This is a genomic window from Akkermansia muciniphila (assembly GCF_040616545.1).
In the GTDB taxonomy this organism is placed as follows: domain Bacteria; phylum Verrucomicrobiota; class Verrucomicrobiia; order Verrucomicrobiales; family Akkermansiaceae; genus Akkermansia; species Akkermansia muciniphila_E.
In genome coordinates, this window is record NZ_CP156688.1 from 1,253,319 (window position 1) to 1,267,653 (window position 14,335).

Sequence of the window (14,335 nt, forward strand, 5' to 3'; positions counted from 1 at the left end):
ATGGCATGGCCGTGAAAATCGCTTGTTGCGGTGTTCTTTATTCATATTACATTAAGAATGCCAGCATTTTATGTCAAGTCCGCATGGATATGTTTCCGCCTCTTTCCTGTCCGGAACGGAAGAGGTTCAATAAGCGCATTTGCGCTTCCGCTTCATTTTTTGCCGCTTGCGGATTTTCTGCTTGTGTTGAAGACTCAAAAGTAGGAGAAGATGGGTACATAGAATTACCCTCCTCCCATGAAACTCTGTTCTTTTATTATTGGCTGCTTATTAGGAGTTTGCAGTGTTTGTTCATCCCTTGCCGCCACTACGGTGGCTTATCCGCCTGCCTCACCCTCACATCTGGAAAAGGGGAAGCCGTTCCAACTGGTCTTTGACAAGGCCGTGGTACCCGCTTCCGGAGTAGGAAAACCGGCGGATCCGGCGCTGACGTCCTTTTCCCCGGAGGAGAAACCGTGGAAACTGGCATTGGACAAGTCCACCGTACCGATGACGGAACTGGAGGAGGCAGGGCTGACAGAGCTGACGCTTCTTTTTCCTTCCTTGAAGTTTTCTTCCAAATGGATTACTCCCAACGTACTGGAGTTCATACCGCTGGAGGAGGTCCCCTTCCGGGCCTCCTATCTATGGAAACCGGCGGAGAACACCCGTTTTCTGGACGGTTCCCCGGTGCCATCCGTTCCGCTGCGCCTGACAGGGCGCGTAACCTGGAATTTCTACCTGTCTTCCGTGGACAGGGGCTGGCAGGGGGGTGAAGTTTACCCGTGGGAAAGTTTTTTCCTGGTGATTCCCGACGTTGTTCCAGACAAGGGAAATGCCTCGAATAGCTTGTATGGCAACGGCAAGGATTTCCTGATGCTTCCGGGTTATTGTTCATGGAAGCAGGTATTGGAAGAGAACCTCCGTTTTGCCAATGTTCCGGCGGCGCAGGAGTTGAAGAGCGAGGATATTAAGGAGCGTCTCAAGGCGGGGAACGGAGAGGATGATGTGGGGTTCCGCCTGCGGCCCGCCACGTTGAAGGAGGTGAGAGGCGCCAAATCCTACCGTGTGAGAAATATTGCCGGGGAGGGAAGGTTCAAGGGCAGTCTTGACGGCATGGCCGTTCCCGGCGTGTACGTTATTCAGCCGGAAGGGATGTTCCGGTATGGCAGGAACTATTATCTGGTCAGCCGGGATGCTTCTTTCCTTTCTTCCCGTGGAGGGGGGCTGAAAACCGGACTGGAGGAAACCAAGCTGGGCACCGTGCCCCGTTTTTCCGCCTCCGGTTATTACCATGCGTTTTCCGGCAGCGGAGGCCGTTTAACCCTGGAATGGACTCTCCCTGTACAGATTGGGGATTTGGAACAATTCTGCCGGGACCATGTGGAGTTGTTCGTGCAGGGCGGCAAGAAGCCCATGGAGTACGAGGAACAGGAGGGAGGCTTTGTCGCGTCCCTGGGCGGGGAAGACGGGGATACCGCGCGGAAGGTAGTGATCCGCCTGGACAGGGAACGGCTGGCGGATATGAAGCAGATACGCCCCCAGTGGTATTCCTCCCTGCCTTTCCTGGTGAGCGGAGAGGGCGCCGTGTTCAAACTGCGGTGGAAGCTGAAGGGCGTCCGTTCCGTGGATGGCCAGGAATTGTCCCGGAAGAATTCGGAAGATTCCGTGGAGGTAAGGCCGGAAGCTCCCTCCCTGTACCTGGATGCGGGCAATAACGGCATCATGTACGCCGGTTCCCGCCAATTGAAGGCTTCCGTCAGTAATTTGAGGGATTTAACCGTGCGGGGCTACCGGATCAGGGATGGCTACCAGCACCAGACGATGGCGGCTTACAGGAAGATTTATGAGCGTGACCGGGAGGCGCCACTTTCCCGTACCGTGACGGACCTTGACCGGAGGCATTTTCTGCCTGCCGAACTTCTTGCCGCGGATAAAAAGGGGGCGCTGGCCCTGGATGTCCGTGGCAAAACGGAAGCGTCCATCGGCCTGGACGGCCTGTTTGGAGGGGCCGTGGAGCCGGGCATGTATTTCATTGAGGTGGAGGGCCGCGTCAGTGATCCGGTGCTGGAGGCGTACAAGTTGTTCGGCGCGCCTTCAGAGAACGGAGGCAGAAGGGAGTTCAGCAGGGATGAGGCTTCTTATGCCGTGCAGGCCCTCGTTCAGGTGACGGATATGGGCGTCCTGCACAAGAAGACGGCGGATGATATGTTTGTGTACGTGTATTCCCTGGCTACCGGGAAAGCTGCGGAAAAGGCGCAGGTTCAGCTACTAGACGCCGGGGGCGCCGTGCTGGCTTCCGTTCCCGTGGAGCAGGGCGCCGTGCGGCTGCCCATGGCCGGGATGGGCGGGAAGGCCGCCTATGTGCGCGTCCTGTCCGGGGCGGACAGTTACCTGAGCCCCCTGGAAGACTGGCCGGGGAAAGTGAGCACGTGGTCCTTTGATGTGAAGACCCTGCCTTATGAATGGGAGGCCCTGGGGCTGAACCCGGCCACCACCGCGGAGACCAGGCTGTTCATGTTCTCTGACCGGAACCTTTACCGGCCGGGAGAGACGATGCACCTGAAGGGAATCGTGAGGTCCCTGCTGGACAACCGCCTTACCCCGGCCCCCGTGGAGGAAGTCAAGCTGACCGTCCGGGACAGCCGGAACCGGGAAGTGGCCGTCAAGCAGGTGAATTTGTCTGATGCGGGAACGTTTGACCTGGATTTCACCTTCCCTGAGGAAGAGACGGGAACCTATACCGTCCTTGCCGGCCTGAGGCTGAAAGGGGATTCCGCGCAGGAGGAGAAGGAAGATAACTCCTCCGGCGGGGACGACTATAAAAAATATTACCGTCAGGAATTCCACAAGAGCAACCGGGAGTTCCGGTATCCCGTAGAGGTGGCCGAGTTCAAGCGGAATGAGTTTGAAGTGGAGGAAAGGATTCATGACCTGAAACCGGGGGCGGCTGTCCTGAAGGCCGACGTGAAGGCCACGAATTTCACGGGCACCCCCGTTTCCGGCGGCAAGGTGAACTGGTCCCTGCGCAGCGTACCGTCCAATTTTTATCCCGCCGGATACAGGGATTACCGTTTCGGGGATTACCGGAGTGAGGATGCAGGCTACTGGCAGGCTTATTACGGTTATTCCGGCGGCGGAGCCTCTTCCGGCATGAAGCAGCAGTCCGCCGTGCTGGACGGGAAAGGCGCGAATACGGTGGAGTTTTCCCTGGCCGGCCAGTCCTTCCCCAGGGTCAGGCGGCTGTCCCTCCAGGCTTCCGTGGTGAACGGGAATGAGCAGTTGGTCAAGGCTTCCCGGAGCGCCGTCTGGAATCCGGCTTCCGTGTTTGTGGGGGTGAAGAACAGCTCTTCCATCTGCCGCCAGGGAACGCCTCTGGATTTGCGCCTGATTGCGCTGGGGCTGGACGGGAAGCCCTACGCGGGAAGTAACCTGAACCTGGACATGACGGTGACGCGCACCGCCTTCCGCCCTGTGCGGTACGAGAGTGATGATGCCACGACCGTGCGCAATGACGAGGTAACGGCCACGGTGATGAAGAAGACGCTGACCGTGGCTCCGGCGGATTCCGCCGATATCCGGACCGGAGGAAAGGCCGTCTCCATCCCCACCGCGCAGGACGGCATTTACGAGGCGGCTTTTTCCGGACGTGACGCAGAGGGGCGGGAATTCCGCACCGCCGTGAAGTACTGGGTTTACGGCAGTGACGTTTCCCCGTGGGAATACCATGACGGACTGAAAGTGAAGATTATTCCGGACAAGCAGCTGTACAAGCCGGGAGAGACGGCCCGCCTCCTGGTCCAGACGCCCATTGAAGGGGAAGTAATGGTGACGGTGGAACGGGAGAAGGTGCTGCGGAGCTTTGCCAGAAAGCTGACACTGGACAACCCCGTGATTGAAGTGCCGCTGGAAGATGCGGACTCCCCGAATGTCTATGTCTCCGTTTTTCTGGTGAAGGGAGCGGATTTGAGCAGCCGCAAGGCCCGCAATCCCCAGTTGAAGCTGGGATACGCCGCCCTGAAGGTGCAGCCCGTCCGGCACACCCTGAATGTAAAGGTGTCTGCGCCCGCCGGCATGTCCCGGCCCGGTTCCCTTGCCGTGGTCAGCGGCGTGGTGACGGATTATCTGGGCAGGCCGGTCCGGAATGCGGAGGTGTGCCTGTTTGCGGAGGATGAGGGCACCCTCCAGGTCATCGGTTACAGAACGCCCCTGCCCATCCGTTATTTTTATGCGGACCGCCCCCTGTCCGTGGGCACGTGGACCACGCTGGAACAAATTCTGGATGAAGACTGGGGCGCCCGCCCCACGGACAACAAGGGCGTGTTCATTGGCGGCGGGGATTCTTCCGACGGTTCCCGGAAAGCGCCGGAGAACCTGGATTTAAGGAAGAATTTCAACCCGTGCGCCGTGTGGCTGGCCTCACTCCGTACAGACGGGGAAGGCCGGTTCAAGGCGGAATACAGGAATCCGGATACGCTGACCCGCTACCGGGTGATGGCGGTCGCCCTGGCGGGGGATTCCGCTTTCGGAACCGGGGAAGGGGCTTACGTGGTGAACAAGCCCGTGATGCTGGAACCCGCTCCCCCCTTCACCGCGACGGAAGGCGATTCCCTGAATATTCCGGTGACGGTGAGCCAGACGGGTGACAGGAAGGGACCGTGGGTGGTCACGCTGAAATCCGGTTCCGCCGCCGCTTCCGTGCCGCAGCCCGTGCAGACGCTGACCTTGAACGGCAACCAGCCTGAAACGCTGGTGTTCAACGTGAAATTTACGCAGCCCGGAGAAGCGCGGCTGACCTGGGACATACGTGCCGCCGACAGCAGCGGCACGCCATATTCCTCCGGGGTTTACTCCCTGCTGAAGGATTCCGTGGAACATGCGTTTGAGGTGGTGCCTCCCTTCCCGGACCTGCGGGAACTGCGATGTTTCTCCCTTTCCTCCGGGAAGACGCTGGACGTGCCGGAACTGGTGACCACGCCCTTCCTGAAGGGAACCCCCATCCGGGTGACGCTCGGCACGTCTCCCCTGCTGTATGCGGACGGCAGCGTGAATTACCTGCTGCGGTATCCGTACGGCTGCCTGGAACAGCTTTCCTCTTCCACGCTCCCGTGGATTTATGAGCCGCTTCTGGCCAAATACCTTCCCGGCTTCAAGGGGAAGTCTCCGGAGGACCGTGCGCGGGCCCTGCGGAGCGGCGTGTACAAGATCATGAAGAACCAGCTTTCCTCCGGTGGCCTGGCCTACTGGGAGGGAAGCGGGGAGGTGAGCGAGTACTGCCCGTATGCCGCGCTGGTGCTGACCCTGGCGCGGGAACACGGAGTTTACGTGCCGGAGCGTGATCTTGACAAGCTGTACGCCTATCTGGAGCGGCAGTTGTCTGAAAAGCCCCGTGAGGGGCTCCTGGCGGCCTGGACGCTGGCCCGCGCGGGGCGCATGCCCGCCTCCCTGCTCAACCGCCTGCTGGACCAGGCCCGCGGGCTGGGGGCGGAAGACCGCCTGTACCTGGCGCTGGCTGCGGCGCTTTCCCCCCGTCCGGAGGCGAAGGCCCAGGCCCGGACCCTGATGAAGGTTTCCGCGGAGGAAATGAGGGAACCCCGCTGCCGCCTTCTGGCGGCCCTGGCGGAGATGGCCCTGGCCCCCGGTGATGAAGCGGTCCGGGAAAGGCTGGAACGCCTGATTGTGGACAGAATGTCGGGTTCCTTCGGAGGCCGGGCGCCGTACTCCACCTGGACTTCCGGCTGGGACGTCCTTCTGCTGGGGGAATACCTGAAAGGCTTGCAGGAAGCTCCCCTTTCCGCTCCCTTCCGCGTGGAACGGGGCGGCCGGACGCTTGACGGCGTATGTTCCGTGTCTTCTCCGGCCCGGTTCCTCGCCGCAGTCGGGGAGAAAGCCGTGCTCAGCCTTCCGGAGGCCGGAACCAGGGTGTACGGCATGGCGGAGGCCCACGGGCGCAGCAGCACGCAGCGCGACGGCGCCGCCGTCAACAAGGGCTTTGCCGTTTCACGCATTTATGAAAAGCTTACCCCGGAAGGGACGTGGACGCCCGCGGCGGAGTTTGCCGTAGGGGATCTGGTGAGGATCACCCTTCAGGTGGACAAGGCTCCGGACCCGCTGGCGTACGTAGTGATGGAGGATTACCTGCCCTCCGCCTTTGAAGCCGTGAATCCGGCCCTGCTTTCCCAGATACCGGGAGGCCGGGAGAGCGAGGCGGAGGACGAGGGAAACCGCTGGTTCTACTGGAGCGGATGGGTGTCCCACCGGGAATTCCTGAAGGACCGGGTGCGCTTCTTCGCCAATTCCTGGAGGGAGGGCCGGTTTACGGCGCGCTATCTGGCGCGGGTGACCAAGTCCGGCTCCGTCATCGCTCCGTCCGCCAAGGCGGAACTGATGTACAAGCCGGAAACTTACGGACTGGGCATTCCCCAGAAGCTGGCCGTCTCTCCGGGGCGGTGACCACGGTTTTCTTCCGATGCGGCGCAGATTCATGACCAGGGCATTCTTCAAGGGGCTCTTGAAACGGAAAAACCTTCTCCGGGCTGCGGGAGGGCTGGCCGCGGCGTGGCTGCTTGCATGGTATGCGGTCCCCTGGCTGGTTCCCCTGCCGGAAGGGCTGCTTCATCCGGAAGAACGGGGCGCCCTTGTCCTGGACAGGGACGGCGCAAGGATCGCCACGCTGCCGGGACCGGATTATTACCACACGGAGCCCGTCCGGCTGCGGGAGGTTCCGGACATGCTGCTGAAGGCCACGCTGGCGGCGGAGGACAAACGCTTTTTCAGCCATGGCGGGGCGGACTTTCTGGCCCTGGCCCGCGCTGTGGCTGTGAATGCCGCGGGCGGGGAAGTCGTGTCCGGAGCGTCCACCATCACCCAGCAGCTCGCCAAGAATGCCAATCCTCCCTCTCCCAGGAACCTCCCCGCCAAGGCCAGGGAATTCTTCCAGGCCCGGCGCATGGAGATGAGCATGAGCAAGGAGGCTATTCTGGAGTCCTATTTCAACCGCCTGGATTACGGCAATCTGCGCCGGGGACCCGCCGCGGCGGCGCGTTTCTACTTTGGCCGGGAGATGTCGCGCCTGTCCCTGGCGGAGTGCGCGCTGCTGGCCGGGCTGCCGCAGGGGCCTTCCTTCCTGAACCCCCTCCGGCATCCGGAACGTGCATTGCAGCGGCGGAACCTGGTTCTCCGGCGCATGAGGGAAGAGGGCTGGGCCGCCCCCGGCATGGTGGACCGCGCCCTGCTGGAACCCCTGTTCAGCGCGGGGGCGGAAGAAGACCGCCGGCCGCTGGCTCCCCATGTGACGGCCGCCCTGATGCATGCGGGCCGCACGGGAGAGGTGCGCACTACGCTGGATTCCTCCCTGCAGCGCGGCGCCCTGGAGATCGTGAAGCGGGAGCTGGAGCGCCTGAAGGGCCACCATGTGACGCAGGCCGCCGTGGTCGTGGTGGAGAACGCCACGGGGAATATCCTCTGCCTGGCAGGGTCCGCTGACAGGAACCATCCGGCGGGGGGATTGCTGGACGGCACCGCGCTGCGGCGCTCCCCCGGCTCCGCCCTGAAGCCCTTCGTGTATGCCCAGGCGTTTGTCCTGGGAGCGTATCCGGGGACGGTGCTGCCGGATGTGCCTACCACATACCGGAGCGCGCACGGGCTGGAAGCGCCGCAGAATTACAACAGGAACTATATGGGCCCCATTTCCATCAGGCAGGCGCTGGCCTGTTCCCAGAACATTCCGGCCATGGGGGCGCTGGGAACGTTCGGCGGTCCGGCCCGGCTGCTGAAACTGCTGGAAAATCTGGGTATCCGGAGCATTCAGGGTGACGCCGCGCGTTACGGCCTGGGGCTGGCCATCGGCAATGCGGAGGTAACGTTGAGGGAGTTGACGGGAGCTTATGCGTGCCTGGCCCGCGGAGGCACCTTTCTGCCCCTGAAGCTGGAACAGGGACCTCCCGAGCAGGAACGGCCCGTACTCCCCGCGGAAGCCTGCTTCCTGACGGCGGATATTCTGGCGGACCGGGAGGCGCGGCTGCCTGCGTTCAGCGATGCGGAAGTGATGGACCTGCCTTTCCGGTATGCCTGCAAGACGGGCACCTCATCTGATTTCCGGGACAATTGGTGCGTGGGTTTTACGCGTGAAATCACCGTGGGCGTGTGGGTAGGCAACTTTGACGCCTCCCCCATGAAGCAGGTGGGGGGCATGGCCGGGGCCGCTCCCATTTTTGCCGAGGTCATGAAGCTGGCGCACCGGGACCTTTCCCCCTCCTTCCCCTGCGCCGTTCCCGGCATGGTCCGCATCCGCATTGACGCCCGCACGGGCAGGCGGGAAGGCGCGCTGCCTGTGCCGCAGGCCCATGCCCGGGAGGAATGGGCCTCCCCGGAAACGATGCCGCAGGAGGCCGCGGCGGCGGATTATGACGCGGCGGGTCGCGCCTGCCTGGACAGCCGTTACACGGAATGGTTCACCAGCCCCTCCTGCACGGCGGGGGACGCTTACTGCCTGCTTCCTGCTGCCTGGTCCGGGGAGGCGCCGCGCATCCTGGTTCCGGCGGACGGTTCACGCCTGGTTCTGGACCCGGAAATGCCCGGAGCGGGGCGGCGCCTTAAACTGCGCTCCAATCTTCCGGCCGGGGCCGTCTGGTCCTCCCCCACCCTGGCTATCGTGCAGTATGGGGATGAGGCGTCCGCCCTGCTGGAACCGGGGACGCATGTCATTACCGTGCGCCATCCGGAACTGAATCTGGAACAGCGCGCAACCGTTACCGTCAGGGAATTGTAACAGGAGGGGGCCCTCCTGGTCAGTCCAGCGGGAGGATGGACGTGACCAGCATCTTGAACCGTCCCTGGGCGATCACGGAATGGGGCGCGCCTGCGGGGATCATCAGGGTCTGGCCCTGCTGCACGTTCATGGAATCATTGCCCACGGTAAAAAAGGCCGTGCCGTCCAGTACCTGCACCAGGGCGGGGCCGGGCGTCTGGTGGGTGGGGAGGAGCTGCTCGTCGTCAAAGGCCAGAATGGTCATGTTGACGCCCTTGGAACGCACCAGGGCCAGGCTGGTGATTTGTCCGTCGCGGTATTCAATCAGGTCCGCGTAAGTAAAAGGCGCCCGTTCGGGGATGTGCTGGATGGCTGTCATGCAGGTTGGACACCCTCATTTCCCCCTGCCGTTTCCGTCATGACAGGCTTCCGGGAAAAAGGCCCGCTCCGGACCCGGGAGCGGACCTTGGCATTCAGCATTCATATCGCGCTTACTTACGGGTTCAACGTCCTGGTTTCATAGGCGTGGGGTCGGTTTCACAAGTAAACAGCAACCAGTCTATACACGAAAAGGGCAATTTACTTCAAGAAAATTTTTAGTAAAAAAGTTCGGAGATGATTCTCCTGCAAGGAGAACCGCGGTTAATGCCCGTTCCGCCGCGTTTCCGCGGCGTCCCTCCGCGCGCCTAGCGGGCGCGGCGCCTGCGCCCATTGGAGCGTTTCCCCCTTTTTCCGGCTGCGGCCGTTTTTTCCGGCTCTCCGCGTTTCTCCCGGGAGGCAATGGTGAAATCCGCCCATTGCTGGTCACGGTCCACCTTCACGGGGATGACGGGAATGCGCAGCCCCGCGCACAGCACGGAGCCGTGATCGTTCTTCCAGCGGTTGGCAAAGGCCTCATACACCCAGCGGCCGCCGGGAAGCTGGTCGGGCTTGATCAGTCCCTTGACCTGGAGGCGGGGGATTTCCAGCATCACGCCGAAGTGGCGCGTTTCCGTAATCAGCGCCTCGTGCACCTCCGGATGGTCCGCGAAGCACTGGCCCTCCAGCCATTCAAAGAGCTTCATGCGGTTGGCGTCCTTTTCCGCGCTGGCGGAGGTGCGCTCCGTTTCTGAAATATGCTCCGCATCCTCTTCCAGCCTGCTCACGCTGCCGGGGCCTTTGGCTCCCTTGGGGGGATTGGCCAGCAGGGGGTCCAGGGAACGGTGCACCACCAGGTCCGCGTAACGGCGGATGGGGCTGGTGAAATGGCAGTAATTGGGGGTGGCCAGGCCGTAATGGCCCAGGGGTTCCGTGTCGTACCGGGCCCGCATCAGGCTTTTCAGCAGAGCCAGCTTGAGGAGCTGTTCATCCGGGGAACCCTTGATGGACTTCATCAGTTCATTCAGGTACTGCCGCTGGCTGATGTCGTGGACGGGATGCCCGTAAAGTTTGCAAAGCTGGCCGAACTCGAACAGCTTGGCGGAGTCCGGCTCTTCATGGACGCGGTAGATGGTGGGGCGGTTCTTGTTCTTCAGCGTCAGGGCCACGGCTCCATTGGCCGCCAGCATGCATTCTTCAATAAGCTGGTGACTCTCGTCATACTCTTCCGTGACGATGTCCGTCACGCGGCCGTCCTTGTCCATGACGGCGCGCACTTCCGGAAAGTCCAGGTCCAGGGCTCCCTTGGCATAGCGGTTCCGGCGCAGGATGGAGGCGAGCTTCCAGGCCTCCCGGACCATGGAGGGAATTTCCCCCTTGTCATGCCCCTTCATCATGGTGAAGGCTTCCTGGTAGGTCAGGCGCGCCTTGCTGCGGATGAAGGCGTCCGCAAAGCGGGCGCCGAGCAGCTTGCCCTTTTTGTCAAACTTCATTTCGCACACCTTCGTCAGGCGCACGACGTCCGGACGCAGGCTGCACAAATCGTCGGAAAGGCGCGGAGGCAGCATGGGAAGAACGCGGTCCGGCAGGTAGGTGGAATTGCCGCGGCGCAGGGCTTCCTCATCCAGCGCGCTGCCGCGCTTCACGAAGTGGGAGACGTCCGCAATGTGGACGGCCAGCGTCCAGCCCTGCGGAGTGGCCTTGATGGAAATGGCGTCGTCAAAGTCCTTGGCGCTCGCGGGGTCAATGGTGATGACGGTGCGGTCCGTCCAGTCCTCCCGGCGGGCAAGCTCCCCGGAGGAAGGGTCTTTGGGCAGGTTTTCCAGTTCCCGGAGCACGGCGGCGGGGAATTCCACAGGCAGGTCATACTTCCTGATGACGGATTCCATGTCCACGTGGGGATCATCCGGGTAGCCCAGCACCTCCACGATTTTCCCGCGCTGGGCCTTCTTTTCCTCTCCGCGGGATACGGGCTCCACGGAAACCAGTTGGCCCGGGAGCACCTCCATGGCGGGTTTTTCCACCAGTTCAATGTATTCCGGGGAGCCAATGCCGTCCCCCAGCACGCGGCCCAATTTATTTTTTCCGGCGCGGAAAATCCCCAGCCAGCGTGAGCGGGCGCGTTCCGTCACTTCCTCCACGCGGGCCTTCATGCCCGTGTCCGGCCTGGAGAAGCGGTCCCGGCGGTCGTTCCGGCGTCCTTTGGACGCCTTGCGTTCCACGCGGGCGGCCACCCGGTCGCCGTCCAGGGCGGTCCCCAGATGGTTGGGCTTCAATTCCAGTTCCGGAATGGCCTCCAGGTCCCAGCCCATGGCCGCGGCGGCGGGGTCTTCCTTCCTGGGGATAAAAAGAATCTTCCCGGAGCGCAGGATGCGGATCATGCCGTGCACCAGGTCCCGGCGCTCCCGCTTCAGGGCGTACCTGCCTTTTTGCAGGCGCACGAGCCTGCCTTCCTCTTCCAGCTGGTCCACCAGGGCGCGGAAGTCCTGTTTCTGCCGTGAATCCACATTCAGGGAGCGGGCCAGTTCAGACTTGCTCTGGGGTTCGTAATGTCTGTCCTCCATGTGGCGGATCAGGCGGTCTTTCAGGGGAGTATTCATCTTGAGGAAATTCCGGGAAAGGGGTCTTCCATTCCCATTGAAGCCATCATAATGCGGTTTTTGCGCGGCTTCAAGGCGCGGGTGGTGCATTCTTTACCCGCTTTTTCCTTTGCGCCCCCTGCGTCATCTGGGCCGGAGCGTTCCTTCCGTAGTGCCCAGCTGTTCTGCAACGTCCAGTTCCCGGATGAGCCGCGCAGCCGTGCAGGTGCCGTCCAGAAGCCCCCGGTAGCGGGACACCAGCAGGCGCGTTTTCTCCGGTGAATCATCCAGCAGTTCCACGCGGAAGCGGAAAAGGCCCTGGCGGCGGAAGTCCCGGAAAAAGCCGGCTCCCGTCTGGGCGCGTCCGTTGAACAGCGTATTGCGGCAGCCTGCGTCCGCCAGCAGGGGATGAAGCTGACCCACGCGGTCCCGCAGCTGCACCCGGTATTGCTCGCAGGGGCGCCCGCAATTCTTGTAACTGGTGCCGCCGGAAAGGAAGGTGCAGAAGACGCAATGCTCCATGTGAAACATGGGCATGTGCTGGTGCAGGGTCAGTTCAAACCATTCCAGCGGGGCGCTGCGGAGCAGGTCCTCCACCTGCCCGGCGTTCAGATCATAGGAGATGGTGAGGAATTCCAGATTTCCCTGTTCCTTCAGGATGGCCGCGCTGCAAGGATTGGCCACGTTCAGGGAAAAGTCTCCGATGCAGCGCAGGGCGGAATGGCGGAAGTACTGGGCCGCGCCCAGGTTGCGGATGAGGATGCCGTCCGGCTCTGCCCGTTCCATGAGCTTGAAATAGCCTGTTTCCGACGGTTTCTGGATGCGGGGGGTCGCCAGGAAAACGGGAGCTCCCTTCTCATTCTTCCGCACGGCTTCCACTCCTGCCGCGTAATCCCGGAGGTCTTCAAAGTCCAGGTACACGGCATCCGCGCCGGAATCCAGCGCGGCGGGTATCTGTTCCACCCTGCGGCACAGGACGGACAGGCGCGGGGGCGTATCCGGAGCGGCAGTTCCCGCCGGGAACGCGGGGAGGACGAACGGCGCCGGAAGGCGGGAAGGGGGAGCGGATGTTTCCCTCTCCTGCCGTACTGTCTGAATCCGTTCCACCAGGGCGCGGCGCGTCTGGTTAAGAACGCTCAGAGGAAGCATCAGCCCTTCCGGCAGGCGGCATTCACAGGAGGCCAGGCGGAATCCCGTTCCCCCCAGCCTGCCGAGCTGCTGTTCCAGCGTTTCAGGAGTCAGCGGGCGTTTCTCCGCCGTTTGAAGCGGCTGGGCGGATTGCACGGAACACCCGTATTCCGGGCATGAAACCGTAAGGGGTTCCCCGGTGCGCCCCGTGCAGGTCAAGTGAAGGGGGGTGGCCGCTTCCGGCAGGTGTTCCCGCATCTTTTTCAGCTCCGCATTCAGGGCCGGGTCATCCGTTTTCCAGAGCTTCTGCCCCGGTTTCACCCGGTTCCAGTCAATGCGGGAAGCTTTTCCGTGGAAGAAAAGGCGGTTTCTCTGCACCTTCCAGATGCGGCCCCCCTGTTCTTCATTCCGGTCCTCCCCGGCGTCAATGACGAAGCCGTCCCCGGGCGCGAGGGGCACTTCCCCTTCCGGCCTGATGTCCAGCCAGCCATGGCCGCTGTCCGTAATGACGCCCGCATAAGCGCCGCGCTTCTTGCCGTGGCGCCCGTGGGTCAGGCGCGGATGGTCCGTGCCGTCCAGCCAGCCTGTGGAAAAGCCGCGTGAAAATACCATTTCCAATGCATAGCGGTCCCGTGCGGTAACCATGCCGTCCACGGGCAGTCCGGCGCAGGCGGCGTCCAGGGCCTTCCTGTAGGCCGCCGTCACCGCGGCGACATATTCCGGGCTTTTCAGGCGTCCCTCTATCTTGTAGTTCTTCACGCCCAGGCGGACCAGGTCAGGGATGCGGTCAATGGCGCACAGGTCCTGCGGGCTGAGCAGGTAGAGCCTTTCCCCCAGGGGAACCTGTTTGCCGTCCACAACCAGGGCGTACGGCAGGCGGCATGCCTGCGCGCATTCCCCCCGGTTGGCGCTGCGCTGGCCCAGGCTTTCCGACGTAAGGCACTGGCCGGAATAGGCCACGCAGAGCGCGCCGTGCACGAACACCTCAAGAGGGATGTCCGTATGGCGGACGCATTCCCCGATCTCCTTCAAGCTTAATTCCCGCGCCAGCACGGCCTGCTTCAGGTCCAGAAAGCCGGAGGCGAATTCCAGCCCGGCGGGGGAGGTGAGCGTCATCTGGGTGGAGGCGTGCAGCTCCAGCTTCATGGCGGAATCCTGCCTGCCCCATTCCGTCAGGCAGCGTGCCAGCCCGACATCCTGCACAATGACGCCGTCCACGCCGGCGGCGTTCAGATGGCCCAGGTAGTCCAGGGCGTCCTCCAGCTCCGAGGTGAAGATAAGCGTATTCATCGTCACGTACCCCTTCACGCCGTGAGCGTGGAGGAAGCGCATCAGCTCCGGCAGGGAATCCAGCGTGAAATTGTCTGCGCGCAGGCGCGCGTTAAAGCGGTCCAGGCCAAAATAAATGGCATCCGCGCCATTGGCTACGGCGGCGCGGGCGCACTCCATGTCCCCGGCGGGGGAGAGCAATTCCGGGCGCAGGTCTCCGGGCTGGAGGGAGGAAAGGGTGGTATCGTCGTCAGGAGTCACGGGAAGAAAGAAA

General features: G+C 62.5%; 5 protein-coding genes. 2 read left to right on the forward strand and 3 right to left on the reverse strand.

All coding sequences use genetic code 11. The features are described 5' to 3' along the window. The first annotated feature begins 312 nt into the window (after positions 1-312). A complete protein-coding gene (locus ABGM91_RS05130; protein ID WP_354834273.1) occupies positions 313-6,432 on the forward strand; it encodes an MG2 domain-containing protein in 6,120 nt (2,039 codons plus the stop codon). A 58-nt stretch (positions 6,433-6,490) separates the two neighbouring features. Beyond that, the gene (locus ABGM91_RS05135; RefSeq protein ID WP_354834276.1) at positions 6,491-8,749 is read left to right on the forward strand and encodes a transglycosylase domain-containing protein; all 2,259 of its coding nucleotides are present in this window, start codon (positions 6,491-6,493) and stop codon (positions 8,747-8,749) included. Positions 8,750-8,768: 19 nt separating this feature from the next. Here the strand turns inward: ABGM91_RS05135 and ABGM91_RS05140 are convergent, their stop codons facing one another. The 3 genes from ABGM91_RS05140 to ABGM91_RS05150 form a co-directional block, all read right to left on the reverse strand. After that, the gene (locus tag ABGM91_RS05140) at positions 8,769-9,107 is read right to left on the reverse strand and encodes a cupin domain-containing protein (RefSeq protein WP_354834279.1); all 339 of its coding nucleotides are present in this window, start codon (positions 9,105-9,107) and stop codon (positions 8,769-8,771) included. Between the two features lie 307 nt (positions 9,108-9,414). Next, positions 9,415-11,685, reverse strand: a complete 2,271-nt coding sequence (locus ABGM91_RS05145; RefSeq protein WP_354834282.1) for a VacB/RNase II family 3'-5' exoribonuclease — start codon at positions 11,683-11,685, stop codon at positions 9,415-9,417. A 123-nt stretch (positions 11,686-11,808) separates the two neighbouring features. Next, entirely contained in the window at positions 11,809-14,322 is a 2,514-nt protein-coding gene (locus tag ABGM91_RS05150; RefSeq protein ID WP_354834285.1) for a DUF3656 domain-containing protein, read from the reverse strand. Positions 14,323-14,335 lie beyond the last annotated feature (13 nt).

What these genes read in the sequence shown, in the direction of transcription:
- ABGM91_RS05140 (WP_354834279.1), bottom strand. Translation starts at nt 9,107, where the DNA reads ATGACAGCCATCCAGCACATCCCCGAACGGGCGCCTTTTACTTACGCG.
- ABGM91_RS05145 (WP_354834282.1), bottom strand. Translation starts at nt 11,685, where the DNA reads ATGAATACTCCCCTGAAAGACCGCCTGATCCGCCACATGGAGGACAGA.